Origin of the sequence: Streptomyces sp. NPDC046557 (genome assembly GCF_040645975.1) — a bacterium.
In the GTDB taxonomy this organism is placed as follows: Bacteria; Actinomycetota; Actinomycetes; order Streptomycetales; family Streptomycetaceae; genus Streptomyces.
The window spans coordinates 1,123,753-1,145,136 of record NZ_JBEYZH010000001.1 but is presented as its reverse complement, the minus strand read 5'-3'; the positions used below and the strand labels follow the sequence as shown (position 1 = coordinate 1,145,136).

General features: G+C 72.2%; 17 protein-coding genes and 1 riboswitch. Of the genes, 13 read left to right on the top strand and 4 right to left on the bottom strand.

Annotated elements, in window-relative coordinates; translation table 11 throughout:
- The first annotated feature begins 176 nt into the window (after positions 1–176).
- The 4 genes from ABZ934_RS05185 (at position 177) to ABZ934_RS05170 (ending at position 5,002) form a co-directional block, all read left to right on the top strand.
- Positions 177–1,547 (top strand): pitrilysin family protein, encoded by a 1,371-nt coding sequence (locus ABZ934_RS05185; RefSeq protein ID WP_361308598.1) that lies wholly within the window; start codon positions 177–179, stop codon positions 1,545–1,547.
- Between the two features lie 20 nt (positions 1,548–1,567).
- On the top strand, positions 1,568–2,935 hold the full coding sequence (locus tag ABZ934_RS05180) for a pitrilysin family protein (RefSeq protein WP_361308745.1): 1,368 nt from the start codon (positions 1,568–1,570) through the stop codon (positions 2,933–2,935).
- Between the two features lie 199 nt (positions 2,936–3,134).
- Positions 3,135–3,293, top strand: a riboswitch (cyclic di-AMP (ydaO/yuaA leader).
- A 12-nt stretch (positions 3,294–3,305) separates the two neighbouring features.
- Positions 3,306–4,103 (top strand): M23 family metallopeptidase, encoded by a 798-nt coding sequence (locus ABZ934_RS05175; RefSeq protein ID WP_361308596.1) that lies wholly within the window; start codon positions 3,306–3,308, stop codon positions 4,101–4,103.
- A gap of 233 nt (positions 4,104–4,336) precedes the next feature.
- The gene (locus ABZ934_RS05170) at positions 4,337–5,002 is read left to right on the top strand and encodes a GntR family transcriptional regulator (protein ID WP_361308594.1); all 666 of its coding nucleotides are present in this window, start codon (positions 4,337–4,339) and stop codon (positions 5,000–5,002) included.
- Positions 5,003–5,270: 268 nt separating this feature from the next.
- Here ABZ934_RS05170 and ABZ934_RS05165 read toward each other — a convergent pair whose 3' ends face one another.
- On the bottom strand, positions 5,271–5,552 hold the full coding sequence (locus ABZ934_RS05165; RefSeq protein WP_073909810.1) for an HPr family phosphocarrier protein: 282 nt from the start codon (positions 5,550–5,552) through the stop codon (positions 5,271–5,273).
- A gap of 185 nt (positions 5,553–5,737) precedes the next feature.
- Here ABZ934_RS05165 and ABZ934_RS05160 point away from each other — a divergent pair, with 185 nt between their 5' ends.
- The 5 genes from ABZ934_RS05160 (at position 5,738) to ABZ934_RS05140 (ending at position 13,328) form a co-directional block, all read left to right on the top strand.
- Positions 5,738–8,605 carry a GNAT family N-acetyltransferase gene (locus tag ABZ934_RS05160; RefSeq protein WP_361308591.1) on the top strand — a complete coding sequence of 956 codons (2,868 nt, stop codon included), beginning with the start codon at positions 5,738–5,740 and terminating at the stop codon, positions 8,603–8,605.
- 60 nt (positions 8,606–8,665) lie between these two features.
- Positions 8,666–9,262 (top strand): DUF5998 family protein, encoded by a 597-nt coding sequence (locus ABZ934_RS05155; protein WP_361308589.1) that lies wholly within the window; start codon positions 8,666–8,668, stop codon positions 9,260–9,262.
- On the top strand, positions 9,262–10,464 hold the full coding sequence (locus ABZ934_RS05150) for a nucleotide pyrophosphatase/phosphodiesterase family protein (protein ID WP_361308587.1): 1,203 nt from the start codon (positions 9,262–9,264) through the stop codon (positions 10,462–10,464). The genes ABZ934_RS05155 and ABZ934_RS05150 overlap by 1 nt, the downstream gene beginning before the upstream one ends.
- A gap of 82 nt (positions 10,465–10,546) precedes the next feature.
- A complete protein-coding gene (locus ABZ934_RS05145) occupies positions 10,547–11,197 on the top strand; it encodes a thymidine kinase (protein WP_361308585.1) in 651 nt (216 codons plus the stop codon).
- A gap of 169 nt (positions 11,198–11,366) precedes the next feature.
- Entirely contained in the window at positions 11,367–13,328 is a 1,962-nt protein-coding gene (locus ABZ934_RS05140) for an FAD-dependent oxidoreductase (RefSeq protein WP_361308743.1), read from the top strand.
- Between the two features lie 20 nt (positions 13,329–13,348).
- On the opposite strand, the gene ABZ934_RS05135 is transcribed toward ABZ934_RS05140, so the two are convergent.
- Positions 13,349–15,292, bottom strand: a complete 1,944-nt coding sequence (locus ABZ934_RS05135) for an NAD-binding lipoprotein (protein ID WP_361308583.1) — start codon at positions 15,290–15,292, stop codon at positions 13,349–13,351.
- 426 nt (positions 15,293–15,718) lie between these two features.
- Between ABZ934_RS05135 and ABZ934_RS05130 the strand changes: the two genes are divergently transcribed.
- From ABZ934_RS05130 to ABZ934_RS05120, 3 genes are read left to right on the top strand one after another with little or no spacing between them, the layout of a single operon-like run.
- The gene (locus ABZ934_RS05130; RefSeq protein ID WP_361308581.1) at positions 15,719–16,156 is read left to right on the top strand and encodes a hypothetical protein; all 438 of its coding nucleotides are present in this window, start codon (positions 15,719–15,721) and stop codon (positions 16,154–16,156) included.
- 13 nt (positions 16,157–16,169) lie between these two features.
- Entirely contained in the window at positions 16,170–17,654 is a 1,485-nt protein-coding gene (locus tag ABZ934_RS05125; RefSeq protein WP_361308579.1) for an FAD-dependent monooxygenase, read from the top strand.
- The gene (locus ABZ934_RS05120; RefSeq protein WP_361308577.1) at positions 17,608–18,375 is read left to right on the top strand and encodes a hypothetical protein; all 768 of its coding nucleotides are present in this window, start codon (positions 17,608–17,610) and stop codon (positions 18,373–18,375) included. The genes ABZ934_RS05125 and ABZ934_RS05120 overlap by 47 nt, the downstream gene beginning before the upstream one ends.
- Here ABZ934_RS05120 and ABZ934_RS05115 read toward each other — a convergent pair.
- On the bottom strand, positions 18,372–19,166 hold the full coding sequence (locus tag ABZ934_RS05115) for a VOC family protein (protein ID WP_361308575.1): 795 nt from the start codon (positions 19,164–19,166) through the stop codon (positions 18,372–18,374). The two genes, ABZ934_RS05120 and ABZ934_RS05115, sit on opposite strands and share 4 nt — an antisense overlap.
- A gap of 195 nt (positions 19,167–19,361) precedes the next feature.
- Between ABZ934_RS05115 and ABZ934_RS05110 the strand changes: the two genes are divergently transcribed.
- Entirely contained in the window at positions 19,362–20,225 is an 864-nt protein-coding gene (locus ABZ934_RS05110) for a sulfurtransferase (protein WP_361308573.1), read from the top strand.
- Positions 20,226–20,367: 142 nt separating this feature from the next.
- Here the strand turns inward: ABZ934_RS05110 and sepH are convergent, their stop codons facing one another.
- The gene (gene sepH / locus ABZ934_RS05105; RefSeq protein ID WP_361308571.1) at positions 20,368–21,378 is read right to left on the bottom strand and encodes a septation protein SepH; all 1,011 of its coding nucleotides are present in this window, start codon (positions 21,376–21,378) and stop codon (positions 20,368–20,370) included.
- Between the last annotated feature and the right edge of the window lie 6 nt (positions 21,379–21,384).

Here is a 21,384-nt window from a genome sequence, read left to right as displayed (position 1 = left end):
TTTCGGCCGGTGCCGACGCGGACCATTGTGGCCCGTGGCACCGACAACGCCGACTCCGACCCTGGGGTGCCCCCGGACGGAGGCGTGGGGAACCCGGGAACTTCTCCGGCCGCCGACGCGCTTGCATACAGTGGCAGGTCTGACAGAAATCTCTGCATCGCGATCGAAGGGACCACATGCCCATGGGTCACACGGCCACAGCTCAGGCCGGCTCCGGCGGCCTGACAGCGACCGAGCACCGGCTGGCCAACGGCCTGCGCGTGGTGCTTTCCGAGGATCACCTGACTCCGGTCGCCGCCGTCTGCCTCTGGTACGACGTCGGCTCCCGCCATGAAGTCAAGGGGCGGACCGGTCTGGCTCACCTCTTCGAGCACCTGATGTTCCAGGGCTCGGCGAGCGTACCGGGCAACGGGCACTTCGAGCTCGTCCAGGGCGCCGGCGGTTCGCTCAACGGCACCACCAGCTTCGAGCGCACCAACTACTTCGAGACGATGCCCGCCCACCAGCTGGAGCTCGCGCTGTGGCTGGAGGCGGACCGCATGGGCTCGCTGCTGGCCGCCTTGGACGAGGAGTCCATGCAGAACCAGCGCGACGTCGTCAAGAACGAGCGCCGCCAGCGGTACGACAACGTCCCGTACGGCACGGCGTTCGAGAAGCTGACCGCCCTCGCCTACCCTGAGGGCCACCCGTACCACCACACGCCCATCGGTTCGATGGCCGACCTGGATGCCGCGTCCCTGGAGGACGCCCGCGCGTTCTTCCGTACGTACTACGCGCCGAACAACGCCGTCCTGTCGGTCGTCGGCGACATCGACCCCGAGCAGACGCTCGCCTGGGTGGAGAAGTACTTCGGCACCATCCCCGCCCACGACGGCAAGCAGCCGCCGCGTGACGGTTCGCTGCCCGAGGTCATGGGCGGCCAGCTCCGCGAGGAGATCGTCGAGGAGGTCCCGGCCCGCGCGCTGATGGCCGCCTACCGGCTTCCGCACGACGGCACCCGCGAGTGCGACGCCGCCGACGTGGCGTTGACCATTCTCGGCGGCGGCGAGTCCTCCCGCCTCCACAACCGCCTGGTCCGGCGCGACCAGAGCGCCGTCGCGGCGGGCTTCGGCCTGCTGCGCCTCGCGGGCGCGCCCTCGCTGGGCTGGCTGGACGTGAAGACCTCCAGCGGCGTCGAGGTGCCCGCCATCGAGGCGGCCGTGGACGAGGAGCTCGCGCGGTTCGCCGCCGAGGGCCCGACGGCCGAGGAGATGGAGCGCGCCCAGGCGCAGCTGGAGCGAGAGTGGTTGGACCGGCTGAGCACGGTGGCCGGCCGTGCCGACGAACTGTGCCGCTTCGCGGTCCTGTTCGGCGACCCGCAGCTCGCCCTGACCGCGGTCGGGCGCGTCCTCGACGTCACCGCCGAGGAAGTGCAGGCCGTCGCCGCGGCCCGGCTGCGCCCCGACAACCGCGCGGTGCTCGTGTACGAGCCGCTCACCGGAGAGTCCGACGCGTCCGACGAGATCGACGAGATCGACGAGACCCAGAACGAAGGGGCGGAGCAGTGAGCGACACCGCAGCCGTCACGATGACCCTCCACCCGCAGCCGCAGGCCGGCGAGGCCAAGCCCTGGGCCTTCCCGGCCCCCGAGCGCGGTGCGCTGCCCAACGGCCTGACCGTGCTGCGCTGCCACCGCCCGGGGCAGCAGGTGATCGCCGTCGAGATCAACCTCGCCGCACCGCTGGACGCGGAGCCCGAGGGCCTGGACGGCGTGGCCACCATCATGGCCCGCGCCCTGTCGGAGGGCACCGACAAGCACTCCGCCGAGGAGTTCGCCGCCGAACTGGAGCGCTGTGGCGCCACGCTCGACGCGCACGCCGACCACCCGGGCATCCGGGTCTCCCTGGAGGTCCCGGCCTCCCGCCTGGCGAAGGCCCTCGGCCTGGTCGCCGAGGCGCTGCGCGCCCCCGCCTTCGCGGACGGCGAGGTCGACCGGCTGGTGCGCAACCGGCTCGACGAGATCCCGCACGAGCTGGCCAACCCCCAGCGCCGCGCCGCGAAGGAGCTCTCCAAGGAGCTCTTCCCGTCCGGACTGCGGATGTCCCGGCCCCGCCAGGGCACCGAGGAGACGGTGGCGCGGATCGACTCCGCCGCGGTACGGGCCTTCTACGAGGCCCACGTGCGCCCCTCCACCGCCACCGCGGTGGTCGTCGGCGACCTGACCGGCATCGACCTCGACGCGGTCCTCGCGGACACCCTGGGCGGTTGGACCGGCGGCAACGCCGAGCCGCTGCCCGTCCCCCCGGTGACCGCCGACGACACCGGTCGCGTGATCATCGTGGACCGGCCGGGCGCGGTCCAGACGCAGCTGTTGATCGGCCGCATCGGCCCGGACCGGCACGACCGGGTCTGGGCGGCCCAGGTACTCGGCACGTACTGCCTGGGTGGCACCCTCACCTCGCGGCTGGACAAGGTGCTGCGCGAGGAGAAGGGCTACACCTACGGAGTGCGCGCGTTCGGCCAGGTGCTGCGCTCCACCGCCGACGGCAAGGGCGCCTCGATGCTCGCCATCAGCGGCTCGGTGGACACACCCAACACCGGTCCGGCGCTGGACGACCTCTGGACGGTGCTGCGCACCCTCGCGGAGGGCGGCCTGACCGACACCGAACGGGACGTCGCGGTACAGAACTTGGTGGGCGTGGCTCCGCTGAAGTTCGAGACGGCGGCCTCGGTCGCGGGCACGCTCGCCGACCAGGTGGAGCAGGAACTCCCGGACGACTACCAGGCGCGGCTGTACGCGCAGCTCGCCGCGACCGGCACGGTGGAGGCGACCTCGGCGGTCGTCGCCGCGTTCCCGGTGGACCGGCTGGTCACGGTCCTGGTGGGTGACGCGGCCCAGATCGCGGAGCCCGTACGGGCCCTCGGGATCGGTGAGGTCACCGTCGTCACCAACTGACGCGGCCTACTTGCCTCGTGGCGCGAGGGACTCCGGCGGCTTGTCTGCCGGAGTCCCTTTTTACCTGTTTGGTGGCCTGGTTGTTCGTATGTGGTGTGGCGTAGGTAACAAAAACGTGCGTCTGTTTGGAGATTGACTGAAGATCCGCCTAGCGTCGGCCGTGCTGTCCGTCAGTTGTGCCCGCCGCACCCGCGGCACCGGGCAGCGATCGCCGAGTCCCCGTCAGGCGCGAGCCTGGGGAGCCGGGGACCCACATGCGTCCCTGGGGTGAATCGGACCACCTCGCAAGAGGGGCCCGTAGGAGACCTTCCTGCTCCGAACCCGTCAGCTAACCCGGTAGGCGAGAGGGAAGGAAAGGATCAAACCCTTCATGGCGTTTGGCAGTCGTGCCGCCGGTAAGCACCGTGGTTCCAGCCGTCTGAGCCGCAAGACCGCCGGCTACGCCGGCATAGCCGCCCTCGCCACCACGGGCGTCGTCGGCACCCTGGCCGGTCCCGCGTTCGCCGCGGACAAGGCCGCGGCCCCCTCGATGGAGGACACCGGCCTCAGCGCCGTCGTCGTCGCCGACGAGCTCCACAGCGAGATCCAGAACCAGGCCGAGTCCCAGCAGCGGGCCGCCGAGGTCGCCGCCGCCAAGGCGCAGGCCGAGGCCGATGCGAAGACGCACGCCGCCGAGGCCAAGCGCCTCGCGGAGGCCAAGGCGAAGGCCGAGCGCGACGCCGCCGAGCGCGCGGCCCGCGAGGAGGAGCGCAAGCGCCTCAACACCTTCGTCGCCCCCATCGACGGCTCGTACGTCAGCACGCAGTACAAGGCGGGCGGCGGCATGTGGTCGTCCGGCAGCCACACGGGCATCGACTTCCACGCCGCCGAGGGCACCACCGTCCACGCCGTGGGCGCGGGCACCGTCGTCGAGGCGGGTTGGGGCGGCGCGTACGGCAACAACGTCGTCATCCGGCACAACGACGGCACCTACACGCAGTACGGACACATGAACTCGCTGAGCGTCTCCGTCGGCCAGCAGGTCACCGCCGGCCAGCAGATCGGCGTCTCGGGCTCCACGGGCAACTCCAGCGGCCCGCACCTGCACTTCGAGGCCCGCACCGGCGCCACGTACGGCACGGACATCGACCCGGTGGCGTACCTGCGCTCGCACGGCGTCGCCGTCTGACCGTACGACCGGCCCGACGCACCACCGGCCCGGCGCACGACCGCATCACTCCAGTCGAAGGCCCCGGCTCACCGAGCCGGGGCCTTCGACGTGTGTCGCCGCGCCTCTTCGTACCGGCGAATGTTCCGTATTTCCGGCCGCCCTCGGAAATCGTCGCGTGTTGCAATAGAGTCGCAGTACGGTCGTGGCGGCAGCGCCGATAACGGCAGTCGGAATGAGAGCGGAGTCCGGTCTTGCGTATTCCTGCGCACGCGGTATGCACAGCGATTCGTGACGACATCGTCTCCGGGGTCTTCGAACCGGGCGGCAGACTGACCGAAGAGGTCCTCGCCCGCCGGTACGGAGTCTCGCGCGTCCCCGTCCGCGAGGCGCTGCGCACCCTGGAGGCGGAGGGGTTCGTCACCACCCGTCGGCACGCGGGGGCCTGCGTCGTCGAGCCCACCGAACAGGAGGCGGCGGACCTGCTGGAGCTGCGGGCGGTCCTGGAGCCACTCGCCGCCGCCAGGGCCGCCCGCCGGCGCACCGAGGGCCACCTCAAAGTGCTGCGCGGCCTGGTCAGGCTGGGCCAGGAGCGGGCCAGGAGCGGCCGGGGCGAGGATCTGCGCGCCCTGGGCGGTTGGTTCCACGAGACGCTCGCCCAGGCGTCCGCCAGCCCCGGGCTGATCTCGGTGCTGACCCAGACCCGGCACAAGATCGCCTGGATGTACGTGGTGACGGCCCCGGTCCGGCCGGTCGACTCCTGGGCCGAGCACGGTGCGATCGTGGACGCGGTCGCGCGCGGCGACGCGGAGCGCGCCCGGGCGCTGACCGGACTGCACGCGGACCGGGCGGCCGGATCGCACCGGCCGAGGGTGAGGACTTCGCAACCTGCCGTAAACACGGCGGGCGGCCGGCATTAACACGAGCCGTATACAAAGGGGAGCGATATTCGGCCTCCCAGGTCGCCCCTCGCGCGGGGCGGGAATTCCGGCCTATCGCGCCGCGCGCACGGCGTGAATGCGGCGGTGGCCGATTCGCGGGGGATGGACCATTTCTCGCGGGCTGAATGCGGGCTGAATGCGGGCTGAGAGTGGGCTGAATACGGGGTGGAAATGCGACGAAGCCGCGGCGCCCGGTTCACGGGGGCCGCGGCTTCGCCGCGTACGGACGACCGAAGGGTCGCAGGGGTCAGACCGTCTCCGGGAGCTCGTCGAGGCCCTCGGCGACGAGCTTCGCGAGGCGGTCCAGCGCGGCCTCGGCGCCCTCGGCCTCGGAGGCGAGGACGATCTCCTCGCCGCCCTGGGCACCCAGGCCCAGGACCGCCAGCATGGAAGCGGCGTTGACGGGGTCGCCGCCGGCCTTCGCGATGGTCACCGGGACTCCGGAAGCGGTCGTCGCCCGGACGAAGATCGAGGCGGGACGAGCGTGCAGGCCCTCGGCCCAGCCGACGTTGACGCGGCGCTCTGCCATGGTGATGCCCTTCAGGTTCTTGCGGGTTGTCTAGACCAGTCTCTCACGACGCCCGGAATGCCAGGACCGACCTTCGACCTCGGCCCACGGCCGTTCGGCCTTCCCCAGCTTGCACTCATCGGCCCTGATGTGCCTGATGCGCCGCGCACGCGCCACCCGGGTGATGTGCCCCTTAGGGTGTGCCCATGACCATCGAGTCGGACCTCTCGTACCCGGCCCACTGGGAGGCGGACGTCGTCCTGCGCGACGGCGGCACCGCCCGGATCCGGCCCATCACCACCGATGACGCCGGCCGGCTGGTCAGCTTCTACGAACAGGTCTCCGACGAGTCGAAGTACTACCGCTTCTTCGCTCCGTACCCCCGACTCTCCGACCGCGACGTACGCCGCTTCACGCACCACGACTACGTGGACCGGGTCGGCCTCGCCGCGACCATCGGCGGAGAGTTCATCGCCACCGTCCGCTACGACCGGATCGGCCCCGACGGGCGGCCCGCGTCCACTCCCGCCGACGAGGCCGAGGTGGCCTTCCTGGTCCAGGACGCCCACCAGGGGCGCGGCGTCGCCTCCGCGCTCCTCGAACACATCGGCGCGGTGGCCCGCGAGCGCGGCATCCGCCGGTTCGCCGCCGAAGTGCTGCCCGCCAACACCAAGATGATCAAGGTCTTCACAGACGCCGGCTACCAACAGAAGCGCAGCTTCGAGGACGGCTCCGTCCACCTCACCCTCGACCTGGAACCCACCGCCGAGTCGCTCGCCGTGCAGCGCGCCCGCGAACAGCGCGCCGAAGCGCGCTCCGTCCAGCGCCTGCTGGCGCCCGGCTCGGTGGCGGTGATCGGCGTCAGCCGCTCCGGCGCGGGCGTCGGGGCGGCGGCGCTGCGCAACCTGCGCGACACGGGCTTCCACGGTCACCTCTACGCGGTCAACGAGGCGACCGACGCCGACCTGCTGGACGGCGTACGCGCCTACCGCTCGCTCGCCGACGTCGGAGCCCCGGTCGACCTCGCGCTGATCGCCGTCCCGGCGCGGCGGGTGCCGGACGCGGTGGCGGAGTGCGGGGAGCACGGCGTGCAGGGGCTGGTGGTGCTGTCCGCCGGATACGCGGAGAGCGGCCCGGTCGGACAGGAGCGCCAGCGCGACCTGCTGCGGCAGGTGCGGTCCTACGGGATGCGGTTGATCGGGCCGAACGCCTTCGGCGTGATCAACACCGCCCCCGACGTCGAACTCAACGCCTCGCTGGCCCCGTCCCCGGCCACCGAGCGGGGGCCGATCGGCCTGTTCACCCAGTCCGGCGCGATCGGCATCGCCCTCCTGTCCGGGCTGCTGCGGCGGGGCGCGGGGCTGTCCTCGTTCGTCTCGGCGGGCAACCGCGCGGACGTCTCGGGCAACGACATCCTCCAGTACTGGTACGAGGACGAAGCCACCGACGTGGCGCTGATGTACCTCGAAACCCTGGGCAACCCGCGCAAGTTCACCCGCCTCGCCCGTCGGACGGCCGCCGTCAAGCCGGTGGTCGTGGCGCGCGGCGGGCGGCACACGCCGGCCGGGCACGTCGTCCCCGGGACCCGGCTGCCCGACGCCACGGTCTCGGCACTGCTCGGACAGGCGGGCGTCATCCGGGTCGACACCGTCACGGAGCTGGTCGACGTCGGCCTGCTGCTGGCCGGGCAACCGCTGCCGGCCGGGCCGAGGGTCGCGATCCTCGGCAACTCCGAGTCGCTGGGGGTGCTCACGTACGACGCCTGCCTGACGGAGGGGCTGCGACCGCTGGCGCCGCTGGACCTGACGACGGCCGCCTCCCCGGAGGACTTCCGGGTGGCCCTGGCCGAAGCGTTGGCCTCGCCGGACAACGACGCGGTGGTGGTGACGGCGATCCCGTGGGTGCGGGAGCGGGAACTGGCCGACGACCTGGCGGGTGCGCTGCGCGAGGCGGTGGCCGAGCGGCCCGGCAAGCCGGTGGCGGTGGTCCACGTGGAACTGGGCGCGCTGGCCGACGCCCTCTCGGCGGCCCCCCGACCCGATGCACCGGCCCCGTCGCCCCAAGGACCGGGCGCTTCGCCGCAGGCCCCGGCGGCACCGGCCCCTGCGGCACCGGCCCCTGCGGCACAGGCGCCGCAGGCCCCGGTCGCGGCGAAGGGTGAGGTGGGGGAGGAAGCCCCGGCCCGCGGAGCCGCCGCGGGCCACGGACGGATCCCCGCCTACCCCGCCGCCGAGCGGGCCGTCAAGGCCATCGCGGAGGCGGTGCGCTACGCCCAGTGGCGCCAGGCCAACGCGGTCTCCGGCCAGGTCCCGGAGTTCGAGGACATCGACGAGGCCGGAGCCGCGGCCCAGCTCGCCGAGCTCCTCGCGGGCGCCGCTCACGACACGGTCCTCACCCTCACCGAAGCCGACGCCCGCGCCCTCCTCGCCCGCTACGGCGTCCGCGTCCCCACCACCCTGCCCGCGCCCAGCGCCGACGCCGCCGCCCGGGCGGCCGGCATCCTCGGCTACCCCGTCGCCCTGAAGACCACCGCCCCGCACCTGCGCCACCGCGCGGACCTCGGCGGCGTACGCCTCGACCTCACCACCGAGGCCGAACTGCGACGCGTCTACCAGGAACTCACGGAACTGCTCGGCAAGCCCCAGGAACTGCTCCCGGTCGTCCAGGCGATGGTGCCCCGCGGCGTCGACACCGTCGTGCGCTCCGTGATCGACCCCGCCGCCGGGGCCGTCCTCTCCTTCGGGCTCGCCGGAGTCCCCTCCGAACTGCTCGGCGACACCGCCCACCGTCTCGTCCCCGCCACCGACCGTGACGTCGCGGGCCTGATCCGCTCCATCCGCGCCGCGCCCCTCCTCTTCGGCTGGCGCGGCAGCGACCCCGTCGACACCCCGGCCCTCGAAGAGCTGCTGCTGCGCGTCTCCCGACTGGTCGACGACCACCCGGAGGTGATCGGTGTGTCCCTGGAGCCCGTCGTGGTCGCCACCGAGGGGCTCTCGGTGCTGAGCGCCACCATCCGCGTGGCCCGTCCCCCCGCCCGCACCGACCTCGGACCGCGCACGCTGCCCAGCTACTAGCGGCCACTGGCGACCGCCGGCGCGGTCCAGGTCCCTCGGACGGGCCTTAGGATGGACCTCATGGCGAAATCCGGTACGACGACCCAGGGGCTGCGCGCGGCGATCGAGCGCAGCGGCTACTACCCGGCCCTCGTGGCCGAGGCCGTGGAGGCCGCGGTGGGCGGCGAGCCGATCTCGTCGTACCTGGTGCACCAGGAGACGACCTTCGACTCCAACGAGGTGCGCCGGCACGTCACCGTCCTCGTGCTCACCCACAACCGCTTCATCGTGAGCCACACCGACGAGCAGGCCGCCGACGCCGGGTCCCCGTCCCCGTACGCGACCACCTCCACCGAATCGGTCAAGCTCAGCAGCATCTCCTCGGTGGTGCTCAGCCGCGTCGTCGCGAACCCGGAGTCCTACACCCCGGGCACCCTGCCCCGTGAGGTCGTGTTGACCATCGGCTGGGGAGCCGTCTCGCGCATCGACCTGGAGCCCGCCGCCTGCGGCGACCCGAACTGCGATTCCGACCACGGCTACACCGGCAACTCCACCGCCGACGACCTCAGCCTGCGCGTCAGCGAGGCGGGCGACGGCCCGGAGACCGTCCGCCAGACCCTGGTCTTCGCCCAGGCGCTGTCCGAGGCGACCGCGGCCACCGCCGCCGCCGCCCGCTGATGTCCTCCTCCGCACCGCCGAACTGGGACGAGCCGGAGCTGCTGGACGTGGCCGGCGCCCCGGTACCGCAGTACGGGACCGGCTCCCTCGCGGACCTGCTGCCCACCCTCGCGGCCGGCCAGGGCGTCCCCGGTCTCACCGCCGGGATCGCCGAGCTGACCCCGGCCGACCGGAACTGCGTGTTCCTGGTCGACGGCATGGGCTGGGAGCAGATCAAGGCCCATCCGCGGGAGGCCCCGTACCTGGCCTCCCTCCTCGCCGGTTCGCGCGGCGGCACGGGCCTCCCGATCACCGCCGGGTTCCCGGCGACCACCGCCACCTCGCTGGCCTCCGTCGGCACCGGTCTGCCGCCCTCCCGGCACGGCCTGCCGGGCTACGCCGTGCGGAACCCCGCGTCCGGCGAGCTGATGAACCAGCTCCGCTGGCAGCCGTGGACCAAGCCCAAGACCTGGCAGCCGTACCCGACCGTCTTCCAGCTCGCCGACGAGGCCGGGGTACACACCGCGCAGGTGTCCGCGCCCGCGTTCCAGTCCACCCCCCTGACGAAGATCGCCCTCAGCGGAGGCACCTTCCACGGACGGATGACCGGCGAGGAGCGGATGGACCTCGCGGCGATCCAGCTCGCGGCCGGTGAGCGCTCGCTCGTCTACACGTACTACAGCGAACTCGACGGCGCCGGACATCGGCACGGTGTGGACTCCGACGCCTGGCGCGGCCAACTGATGTACGTCGACCGGCTGGTGCAGCGGCTCGCCGAGCAACTGCCGCCGCGCACCGCGCTGTACGTGACCTCCGACCACGGCATGGTCGACATCCCCTTCGACGAGGACTCCCGGATCGACTTCGACGACGACTGGGAGCTGGGCGCCGGCGTGGCCCTGCTCGGCGGCGAGGGACGGGCGCGGCACGTGTACGCGGTGCCGGGCGCGGAAGCCGACGTGCTGACGGTGTGGCGCGAGGTGCTCGGTGACCGTTTCTGGGTCGCCGGCCGCGAAGAGGCGCTGGAACTGGGCTGGTTCGGCCCGCCGGGGGAGTGCGACGAGCGGGTCCTCGGCCGGATCGGTGACGTGATCGCCGCCGCCCAGGCCGATGTCGCGATCACCGCCGGCCGCAACGAGCCGAACGAGTCCGCGCTCGCCGGCATGCACGGCTCGATGACGGCGGCGGAGCAGCTGGTCCCCCTCCTCGAAGTCCGCACCTGACCGCCCGCCGAGCCCCCGCGCAGCCCCCGCCCAGTCCCCCCGTCCCTTCTCCGGACCACGACCTGAAAGGTCCCGTACTTCCATGCCCGAGCTGGTGTTCTTCTCCGGAACGATGGACTGCGGAAAGAGCACGCTGGCTCTGCAAATCACCCACAACCGCTCGGCGCGCGGGCTCGTGGGCGTCATCTTCACGCGGGACGACCGCGCGGGCGAGGGCAAGCTGTCCTCGCGCCTCGGTCTGGTGACGGAGGCGGTCGAGGCGACCGAGGGCATGGACCTGTACGCGTACCTCGTGGCCCAGCTGTCCAAGGGTGGCAAGGCGGACTACGTGATCGTGGACGAGGCGCAGTTCCTCGCGCCCGACCAGATCGACCAGCTGGCCCGGATCGTCGACGACCTCGACATGGACGTCTTCGCCTTCGGCATCACGACCGACTTCCGCACCAAGCTGTTCCCCGGCTCACAGCGCCTGATCGAGCTGGCGGACCGGATAGAGCAGCTCCAGGTGGAGGCGCTGTGCTGGTGCGGTGCCCGCGCCACGCACAACGCCCGTACGGTGGCCGGCGAAATGGTCGTCGAAGGTGCCCAGGTGGTGGTCGGCGACGTGAACCGCCCGGCGGAGGAGATCGGCTACGAGGTGCTCTGCCGTCGCCACCACCGCCGCCGCATGACCTCGGCCGCGGCCCACGCCGGCGCCCTCTCCCCGGACGTCCTCCCCGTCAACCACGCCTGACGGTCGTAGCGACACCCGACGGCGACACCACGGGACACCGAAGGCGCCCGTGCGAAACCCTGTTCGTCAGCACGGGGCGGCGGGCGACGCACGTCCGGGTGGTACTTCGCCGTGCGGGCGTCATCTGGCCGTTCTGGGCCGGGCGGGCGGCAAGAGTTGGGCCATGATCATGGACCCCGATGCCGATTCCGGAACCCCCGACGCTCCCGGAACCCCCGGCGAGCCCGCACCGGCGCCCTCCCGCCGGCCCTCCCGCCGTACCGTCATGGCCGGAGCGGCCGCCGTCGCCGGAGCCGCCGGACTGACGATCGCCGTCAGCTCCGCCGAGACCTCGCAGGCCGTCCCCGGCGCCGCCGTCGCCGACTGGGACGCCTGCCTGACGATCGCCCGGGCCGTCCTCGTACGGGACGACGAGGACCAGCCGCTCGTACCGCGCTACGCCGACATCCTCCTGAAGAACGGCCTGCCCCGCTCGCGCCGCCCCGGCAAGAAGGTACTGATCGTCGGGGCCGGGCCGGCCGGCCTCACCGCTGCCCACCTCCTGCGCGAGGCCGGCCACCAGGTCACCGTCATCGAGGCCAACGCCAACCGGGTGGGCGGCCGGATCAAGACCTTCCGCACCGGCGGCCACGAGAACGCCGCCCCGCCCTTCGCCGACCCGAAGCAGTACGCCGAGGCCGGCGCGATGCGCATCCCCGACAGCCACCCGCTGGTCACCGGACTGATGGACAGCCTCGGCCTCAAGCGACGGCGCTTCCACCTGGTCGACGTGGACGGGGCCGGCCGCCCCGCCTACCGGACGTGGATCTACGTCAACGGCATCCGCGTCCGCCGCGCGGACTACGCCCGCTCCCCGCAGACGCTCAATCGTTCCTTCGGAGTGCCTCGGGCGTACGAGTCCGTCCCCGCCTCGCAGATCGTCCGCGACGCCTTCGCCCCCGTACGCAAGGAGATCGAGGGCAAGAAGGACAAGGAACTCGTCGAGGGCTGGGCGCGCGTCATCCAGCGCTACGGCCACATGTCGATGTATCGGTTCCTGACGGAGGAGGCCAAGCTCGACGAGCGGACCATCGACCTGATCGGAACCGTCGAGAACCTCACGTCCCGCCTGCACCTCGCCTTCGTGCACAGCTTCATCGGCGCCTCGCTGATCAGCCCCGACACCGCCTTCTACGAACTGCCCGGCGGCACCGCCACCCTGGCCGACGCGCTGTACGCGCGCGTCAAGGACCTCGTACGGCTCGACCGCCGCGCGACCCGTATCACCCACGGCGAGGGCAAGGTCTCCGTCGAAACCGTCTCCGAGGGCCGCGGCGACGGCCCCGTGCGGCGCGAGACCTTCACCGCCGACACCGCCATCATCACCGTCCCCTTCTCCGGGCTGCGCCACATCCCCGTCACCCCGGCGCTCTCGTACGGCAAGCGGCGCGCGGTCACCGAGCTGCACTACGACGCGGCCACCAAGGTGCTGCTCGAATTCAGCCGCCGCTGGTGGGAGTTCGACGAGGCCGACTGGAAGCGCGAGCTGGAGGCCGTGCAGCCCGGCCTGTACCGGAAGTACCAGACCGGGCAGACCCCGTCGACCGGAACCCTGCTGGGCGCCCACCCCTCCGTACCCGAGGGCCACATCTCCGCGGCCCAGCGCGCCCACTACGCCGCCAGCCGCGTGGTCACCCGCGACCAGCCCGAGGCGGCCGGCGTCATCGGCGGCGGCTCGGCCACCGACAATCCCAACCGCTTCATGTTCCAGCCCTCCTACCCCGTCGAAGGCAGCGCCGGCGGCGTCATCCTCGCCTCCTACAGCTGGTCGGACGACGCCCTGAAGTGGGACTCCCTGGACGACGAGGAGCGCTACCCGCGCGCCCTGGCCGGGGTCCAGGAGGTGTTCGGGCAGCGTGTCGAGGTGTTCTACACCGGCGTCGGCCGCACCCAGTCCTGGATGCGCGACCCGTACGCGTACGGTGAGGCGTCCGTACTGCTGCCCGGCCAGCACACCGAGCTCTTCGCCCACGTCCGCAAGGCCGAGGGCAACCTGCACTTCGCCGGGTGCCACACCTCCATCAAGCCCGCGTGGATCGAGGGAGCCCTGGAATCCGCGGTACGGACCGCCCTGGAAGTGCACACGGCGTAGCGGACGCCCCGGCGGCGCGGTCAGCTCTCGGCGAGCACGATCAGCCAGTCCTCCTCGGAGAACCGGACCCGCTGCCGCTTGTCGGGGTTGATCCGAACCCCGTAGTCGGGGCCGGTGGCGCTCCGCGCGCGCAGCCGGTAGCCGACCGCGCATTCCCGGCGCCGCCGCGCCGACTCGACGGCGGTGGCGAACGAGACCTCACGACCGGCCCGGACGTAGTCCGCGGCCGGCTTGAGGTGGAACTCGTGGCCCTCCGCCTTGAACAACTCCTCGAAGACCTGGGCGAGATACGGGCTCTCCGAGATCTGGGTCATCAGAAGGCTGATCAGCCTGCCGCTCACGATGAAGTCGGCGCCGCCCCGGGCCGGCGCCAGGAGCCGGTTGCCGTCGTCGGACATCTCGGTGGTGAGTGCGAGTTCCCGCCGCGCGGTGTCCCCGATGGCCCGCAGATGCAACAGGGTGACCAGCGTCCTGTCGTCCGCCCGCGCCTGCGGATCCGTCACCGGGGCAAGGGCGACACCCGGCCCGTCCGAGGCCCCGGGCTCCGTCTCACCGATCACGATCACGCTGTCGTACGACGGCACGTCCAGCTTGGCCAGGGTGAGCGGGTCGGTGATGTCCCCGTCGCGGAAGGACACTTCGAGGCGGGACCGCGCCGCCGTGACGGCGCGGGCGTCGCGCGCGGCCGCGTACTCGCCGAGTGCCACGACGTCCAGGGTGGTTCCCGGGCCCACGTACTGGTCGAGCTGCTCGATGACGAGCGGGGCGCGCCGGTTCCAACCGAGCAGGAGGAGACGTTCGGCCCGGGCGATCCGGGGGCGGGCCGCGACGATCCCGTCCTCCTCGACAAGGGAGGCCACATCCTCCCGCACGACCGTGTGGTCATCCTCGGAGATGACGATGATCCGGTCGGCCGGACCGATCGCCGCCTCCGGATCCGGATTGAGGGTGACGCTCCCGTCGGAGTGCAGCAGGCCCACCGCGCAGGACGTGGCGAACGACAGCAGCGCCTCGCCGAACGTCCGCCCCACGAGGCCCTCGGCGGCGGCCGGGTAGAACTCGTCGCCCGCGAAGTCCAGCAACTCCGAGTAGACGAGCGAGAGGCCGGGCTGCCGGGCCGTCTGGACGAGGAGCCGGGCGACGATGTCGTCGACGCACAGGACGTGCCCCGCGGGCCCGGCGGCCAGCCTGGCGGTCAGGTGGTTGCGGGAGTCACGGACGGCGGCGACCACCACCACCGCTTCCCCTTCTCCGGACCCGGGGACGGCCGCGTCGAGGGCGAGCAGCGTCTTCACCACGTGGGCGTCGCCGGTGTCCCCGGTGGGAGGCAGCACCAGGACCGCCTTCGCGGTGCGCGGATTCACCCGGCACAGCTCGGTGGGGTCGGTGGTGCTCCCGTTGCGGCAGATGATCCGCGTTCTGCCGCTGTCGCTGACCCGGGCGGAGATCTCGTCCTCCATCCACACCTTGTCCTGCGGGGCGAGCACGGCGATGGCGGAGCGGCGCTGGTTCGCGTTGGCGGCCACCAGCTCCCCGATCACGGGAAAGACCTGGTCCGACCATCCCAGAACGACGGTGTGCCGCGTCTCCAGCACGGTGGAGTGGCCGCGGCGCAGCGACATGATGCGTCGGTTGATACCGGTGGTGATCAGACTGACCAGGGTCGACACGAAGAGCAGCGCCACGAGCGCGAGTGATACGGAGGCCAGTACGTAGACCGGGGAGCCGACCGCACCCCCCAACTTCAGCGTCTGACCGACGCTGACCCACACGGCGGTGAGCCGGCCGGAGAGCGTGGCCGGAGCGGCCCGGTCGGACCAGACGAGGACCATGCTCGCCGGAACGACGACCGCGAGGCAGGCCAGGGCGAGCCAACCGATGAGCGCGGTCGTTCCGCCCGAGACCAGATGGTCGAAGCGGTACCGGAGACGGAGCCGGAGTGACGTCGTGTGCTGCTGCGACACACAAGCTCCCGTACATGAGTCGAGGCGCCGATCAGAGCGGCTGCCCGCCGCTCCAGGAGCCACCCTAGGCCGATCTCCGCTTCCGCCGCCCTCGAACCCCACCGACCTCACTCAGAGGTATGAACGGGCGCGCGGGCTCGTGGGTGTCGTCTTCACCCGGGACGACCAGCCCACCTCTCCCCGATGGCCCAGCGCGCCTGATTTATCGTCAAATAGGCTTTTCTGTGCCCTGGTTGGCCGTAAACGATCGTTGAGGTGGGGTGGGCGCCGGCTAAGCTGCCATGAGCACACCAGCTCTGGTTCCAGTGCGCCTCGGAGCACCCCTCGGTCGGAGCGGGAAGGGCTGCGATCTGCCGGCGCGGCCTTGAACGCCTTAGTGGAGCTCGACGGGCACCAAGGAGACGAGTGAGGACGAGACCACGGGCGATGCGGCGACTCAGTGCCCAGATCGTCGAGAAGCTGTCGTCGCCCGCCGACGGCGATCCCGTCATTCCCTCGATCGGTCGGGTCCTCGGCCAGATCCGAGGTCGGCCGGTCCGGCTGCGCGAGGCGGCGTTCCCGCCCGTGACCGCCAGTGGGCTGTGGGTCGACCGCACCGGTCACGACCTGATCGTCTATGAGGAGAACACCGACCTCGAACACCAGCTTGTGATCATCGGCCATGAGGCATGGCACATGTTCCAAGGCCACTGCCGGCGCAGCCTCGACCACGGCCATGCGGCCTCCCGTGCCGGAGAGAGCCACACGCCGGCTCTCGTGCCCGCATTGGCGGAGCTCGTCTGCCGGGCCGACGACGGCGATTGTCGCCGGCGCTCGCCTCGCCGGTGGTCCAACATGTCCGTGAGCGCTACGGCGCGCCCCTAGGAAGTAGCCCGTCATGAGCAATACCCCCAGCCGGGGACGTCGGCGTGTCGTCATCGTCGGGGGCAGCATCGCCGGCATGCTCGCGGCGGCCGCCGTCAAGGACCACGTCGACTCCGTCGAGATCATCGAGGCCCACGAGCTGCCCGCAGGGCCCGAACCGCGTACCGGTGTTCCCCAGGCCGCCCACATCCACTGGCTGCAGACCGGCGGAGCGGAGGCGATCAACTCCCTGCTGCCGGGAAGCATCGACCGACTGGTCGCCATGGGCGCCCACCGCATCCCCGTGACCACCGACATGGTCATCTACTCTCCCGAGGGTTGGTACCGCCGCTGGCAGCGGGCCACCCACTACGTGATCACCGCGAGCCGGGATCTCACCGACTTCGTCGTCCGGGAACAGGTCCTCGAGGAACCTCGGGTGCGTGTGCGGACGCGGACCAGCGTCGTCGGTCTTCTCGGCGACGGCCGGGTCGTCACGGGCGTGCGGCTCCGGGGGGCCGACGGCGCGGAAGCGGAGCTGCGGGCAGACCTGGTCATCGACGCCTCCGGCCGCGCCTCCCGCCTGCCCCAGTGGCTGGGACAGCTCGGAATCACCGAGCCCGCTCAGGACCACATCCACTCCGGCCTGGTCTACGCCAGCCGCCTCTACCGTGCCCCGGTACCCACCCGAGGCTGGCCGGTGGTGGGCGTGCAGGCCGACCCGCGGCTCCCGCGAGCCGCCAACGCGGGAGGCATCCTGCCGATCGAGGGCGACCGCTGGCACGTCAGCCTGATGGGCGCCCCGGGCGGACACCCCACCCGCGCGGCGGAGGACTTCGAACCTTTTGCCCGTACGCTGCGTCACCCCGTCATGGCCGATCTGCTACAGCACGCGGAGCCACTCTCCGACGTCAGCGTCACGCACAGTACGGCGAACCGGCGCCGCTACTACGAACGGCTCCGGTCGTGGCCCGACGGCCTGGTGGCGGTGGGGGACTCCGTGGCAACCTTCAACCCCCTGTACGCGCAGGGCATGTCGGTGGCCGCACTGGGAGCCCTCGCCCTGCGCGACCGGTTCTCGTCCCGCCCGATGCCCGGCCTGGCCCGCCGCGCGCAGCAGGCCATCGCCCGCCCCATCGACGTCGCCTGGACCCTTGCCGCCGGTCAGGACATCCACTTCGCCGGCACCGAGGGGAAGAAGCCGAACCTCACCGATCGACTCCTCCAGCGCTATGTCAGCCGCCTGTCCCGTACCGCGACGGGCTCCTTCCACGCCGCCACGGCCCTGACCGACGTGCTGGCTCTGCAAGCCTCGCCGGCCTCCCTCGTCCGACCCGGTGTGCTGCTGACCGCTCTCCTCGGCCCGCGGCGACCCCAGCTCGAGCGCCCCCAGTTCACCCCGGCCGAACGCGGCCTCTTGAACGACCTGGTCCTATCATGCGGTGATCATCATCGTCTTGGGGGCGGAGCGGTTGAGTACCTACACGGGCAGGCCGGGGGCGGGCCAGCGCGACAGTGACAGGCACGGGTGCGTCACCTTCCTGCTGCTGCCGTTCGTGCTGGCGGGGCGGATCTACCGGCCCGGGCGGCCGGACCGGATCGTCGACGAGTCGATCGAGCGGGCCCAGATCGCCCGCACCGCCATCGGGATCGTGGCGACGTGCTGGTTGCTCTTCGCCTATCCACTGCGCGAGTCGGCCGGTTCGATCGTCAGCGACAAGGTCGGCGAAGTCGTCATCAGTGCCGGCCTGTTGCTGGTCCTCGGGCCCATCGCCCTCGCCGTCTTCGTGATGAGCGCCAGGCCGCCGGGACCCGCGTTCTACCGGCAGCGGCTGCGCGGACCGTTGACCGCGCTGGGCACGCTGTTCGGCACGGCGCTGCTGCTGTGGTTCGCGGTGACACAGGGGACGGCCGGCTCGATGAGCCTGCTGGGCTTCGGAACCGGGCTGCTCGCGCTGTTCCTGCTGCCGTTCGGCATGGCCTCGGCGGTGCTCTGCGTCCACCACGCCTTCCGGACCGGTGATGTCCACGAGGTGCTGCCGCCGTTGATCACGCCGGTGCTGGTGTGGGCGATGTTCGTGCTGCAGTTGTTCGACGACGTGCCGGTGCTCGCCCCGTTGCCCGTACGGCTCCTCTTCCTGATCGGGCCACCCGTGTCGGTGACGGCACTATCGGTCTGGGAGCTGCGCCGATTGCGGGCACGCTACGGGATCACCCTGCGCCTCGCGCTCGGCCGCTAGTCGCTCTGCGGCCAGGACCGTACGAGGGTGAACACCGCTCCCTCCGGGTCCGCGACCGTCGCCACCCGGCCGCTGAGCCGGTCGCGCGGGGGCTGGATGACCCGGCCGCCGAGTTCGGCCACCCGGGCGGCGGCCGCGTCGGGGTCGGCCACCTCGAAGTACGTCATCCAGTGCGAGCCCCGGTCGTGCGGCAGGGCGCGGCCCACGCCGTGGACGGCGGCGACCGGGCGGCCCTGGAGGCGCAGGACGAGGTAGTCGAAGTCGGCCGAGGCGTCGGGGTGTTCGTGGGACTCGTGGCCGAAGACGTGCTCGTAGAACTTGCCGACGGTCGAGGTGTCCTGGGTCAGCAGCTCGTTCCACACCGGGGTCCCCGGGTGCCCGTGCAGTCTGTCCCCGAGGTGGGCGCCGGCCTGCCAGATCCCGAAGATCGCACCCAGCGGGTCGGAACAGATGGCCAACCGGCCGGCGTTGCCCGCGTCCAGCGGGCCGACCGCGACCGTGCCGCCGCACGCGCGGATCGATTCGGCGGTGCAGTCGGCGTCGTCCGTCGCGAAGTACGTCGTCCAGGCGACCGGCAGGTGCCGGTCCGGCGGCATCTCCCCGATGCCGGCCACCTCTTGGCCGTCGAGGAAGGCGCGGACGTACGGGCCGAAGGGAACGGGGCCCGGAGCGTACTCCCAGCCGAAGAGGTCGGCGTAGAAGTCCTCGGTGGTGCCGAGACCGTGGACCATCAGGCTCACCCAGCAGGGCGCGCCGGGCGGGCGCCTGGTTGTTTCCGCTGCCTCGCTCATGTCAGCCGTCTCCTCCGTCGTAACCCTGTCCCGGTGTGGCGCTCTGATGCTTCCACTCCGCACGGTCCGGCGCGGCTCGACCGGGCCGGACGGGGCACGCGCGGGAGAGAGATGACCGAATCGGAGCGGCCCGTCACGGCGCGTTGGTGTCCGGCTCGCTACCCCGGGCGGGGCCGCGGGGAGGAAGATGGGGCCATGACTGCGATTCTCTCGACTTCCGAACTGATGAGCGAGCTGGCCGGAACCACGCCGCCGGTGCTCCTGGACATCCGCTGGCAGCTCGGTGGCCCCGACCAGCGGCCCGCGTACGAGGCGGGGCACCTGCCGGGGGCGGTGTACGTCGACCTCGACCGCGAACTGGCTGGTCCGGTCAGCGAGACGGGGCTGGGCGGCCGCCATCCGCTGCCGGATCCCGAGGAGTTCGGCGCGGTGATGCGGCGGGCCGGGGTCTCGCAGGACGCGCCGGTGGTCGTGTACGACGGGGGTCAGGGATGGGCCGCCGCCCGGGCGTGGTGGCTGTTGCGGTGGACGGGGCACGGTCGGGTACGGGTCCTGGACGGGGGGTTGCCCGCGTGGACGGCGGCCGGTGGGGAACTGACGACCGAGGAACCCGCTCCCGGCGAGGGCGATTTCAAGCCAAACCCGGGCGCGATGGAGGTGCTGGACGCGGACGGGGCGGCCGCGCTGGCCCGGACCGGGATCCTGCTGGACGCGCGGGCGGGGGAGCGGTACCGGGGCGAGGTCGAGCCGATCGACCGGGTCGGTGGGCACGTGCCCGGTGCGGTGTCGGCGCCGACCACGGAGAACGTGGGGCCGGACGGGCGTTTCCTCACGCCGCCGATGCTGCGGTCGCGGTTCGCGGCGTTGGGGGTCGGCGACGGCGACGGCGCCGGGGGCGGGGCGGCGGTGGGGGTGTACTGCGGGTCCGGGGTGTCCGGGGCGCACGAGATCCTGGCATTGGCGGTGGCGGGGATTCCGGCGGCGCTGTACGCGGGGAGTTGGTCGGATTGGTCCTCGGACCCGGGGCGGGAGGTCGCGACCGGGGGCTCCGCCGGTTGACGGGGGCCGTGCGGCGCCGCCGCGCGGGGCGGCCCCGGTGCGCCGGATGATCTGGCGCTCCGCCCAGGCCCCGCGCCTCAAACGCCGGCGAGGCTGAAAAGGCGCGCCTCAAGTGCCGGCGGGGTTGGGCGTGGGGCCCCGGTCACTCCTGCTTTTTGCGGCGGGTGCCGAAGACGATCTCGTCCCAGCTCGGGACCGCCGCGCGGCGGCCCGGGCGGACGCCGTCGGCTTCCGCCTGGCGGTCGGTGGTGCCGGTGAGGCGGTCGCGGTGGCCGGCCACCGTGCGCGGCATCAGGACGTCGGCGTACGCCGTGCCGGCACCGGCCGAAGCGGCCGGTGGTTCTTCCGCTTCCGCCTCCTCCGCCGGAGCGTCGGGGCGTTCCGGTACGACCATGTCGCCCCGGAAGCTCGGCACGGCCTCCAGCAGGCTGGTCAGCGTGTCCCGTTCCTCCTCGGGCTCAGGCGCCGGCGCGGCGGTCCGCTCCGTCTGGCGGTCGAGCGCACGGTCCAGCGGCCGGTCACGCGGCAGCCGCGCGATCCGGGGTACGAAGGGGAAGCTCGGCTCCGGCGTCGCCGGCAGGTCGTCGGACTCGCCGATCAGCGAACGGGCCTCGTCGTCCACGGCGACGACCAGCCGGCGCGGCGGGTCGTACGTCCAGCTGGCGGAGTGCGGTTCGCCCGCGACCCGGTAGACCAACAGGACTTCCCACGTCCCGTCGTCCCGGCGCCACGAGTCCCACTGCACGGACTCCTTGTCGGCCCCGCGCAGCGTCAGCCGCTCCTGCACCGCCTCGCCGAGCTGCGGCCCGGTGTTCTCGCCGGGACGGCGCACCGGCGTCTTGCGGGCCCGCTCGGCCATGAACGCGCGCTCGGCGAGCACGGGTCCCTCGAAGCGGCGTACCCGGTCGACGGGGATGCCGGCGAGTTGGGCGACCTCCTCCGCGGAGGCACCGGCTCGTATGCGGGCCTGGATGTCACGGGGGCGGAGGTGGCTCTCCACCTCGATCTCGATCTGGTTCAGGCGCGCGCGGTCGTTGCGCACGGCAGCCCGTAGACGCTCGTCGATCGGAAGCGTGTACTCCGTGCTGTCGGCAGCTTTGAGCACCAGTCGTGTTCCGTCATTGGAGACGGCCACGACACGCAGTTCGGGCATGGGGAC

Bases quoted from the DNA above. Each gene is read 5' to 3' on its own strand.
- ABZ934_RS05185 (WP_361308598.1), top strand. From the start codon at position 177: ATGCCCATGGGTCACACGGCCACAGCTCAGGCCGGCTCCGGCGGCCTG.
- ABZ934_RS05180 (WP_361308745.1), top strand. From the start codon at position 1,568: ATGACCCTCCACCCGCAGCCGCAGGCCGGCGAGGCCAAGCCCTGGGCC.
- ABZ934_RS05175 (WP_361308596.1), top strand. From the start codon at position 3,306: ATGGCGTTTGGCAGTCGTGCCGCCGGTAAGCACCGTGGTTCCAGCCGT.
- ABZ934_RS05165 (WP_073909810.1), bottom strand. From the start codon at position 5,552: ATGGCAGAGCGCCGCGTCAACGTCGGCTGGGCCGAGGGCCTGCACGCT.
- ABZ934_RS05160 (WP_361308591.1), top strand. From the start codon at position 5,738: ATGACCATCGAGTCGGACCTCTCGTACCCGGCCCACTGGGAGGCGGAC.
- ABZ934_RS05155 (WP_361308589.1), top strand. From the start codon at position 8,666: ATGGCGAAATCCGGTACGACGACCCAGGGGCTGCGCGCGGCGATCGAG.
- ABZ934_RS05150 (WP_361308587.1), top strand. From the start codon at position 9,262: ATGTCCTCCTCCGCACCGCCGAACTGGGACGAGCCGGAGCTGCTGGAC.
- ABZ934_RS05145 (WP_361308585.1), top strand. From the start codon at position 10,547: ATGCCCGAGCTGGTGTTCTTCTCCGGAACGATGGACTGCGGAAAGAGC.
- ABZ934_RS05140 (WP_361308743.1), top strand. From the start codon at position 11,367: ATGGACCCCGATGCCGATTCCGGAACCCCCGACGCTCCCGGAACCCCC.
- ABZ934_RS05130 (WP_361308581.1), top strand. From the start codon at position 15,719: ATGCGGCGACTCAGTGCCCAGATCGTCGAGAAGCTGTCGTCGCCCGCC.
- ABZ934_RS05125 (WP_361308579.1), top strand. From the start codon at position 16,170: ATGAGCAATACCCCCAGCCGGGGACGTCGGCGTGTCGTCATCGTCGGG.
- ABZ934_RS05115 (WP_361308575.1), bottom strand. From the start codon at position 19,166: ATGAGCGAGGCAGCGGAAACAACCAGGCGCCCGCCCGGCGCGCCCTGC.
- ABZ934_RS05110 (WP_361308573.1), top strand. From the start codon at position 19,362: ATGACTGCGATTCTCTCGACTTCCGAACTGATGAGCGAGCTGGCCGGA.
- sepH (WP_361308571.1), bottom strand. From the start codon at position 21,378: ATGCCCGAACTGCGTGTCGTGGCCGTCTCCAATGACGGAACACGACTG.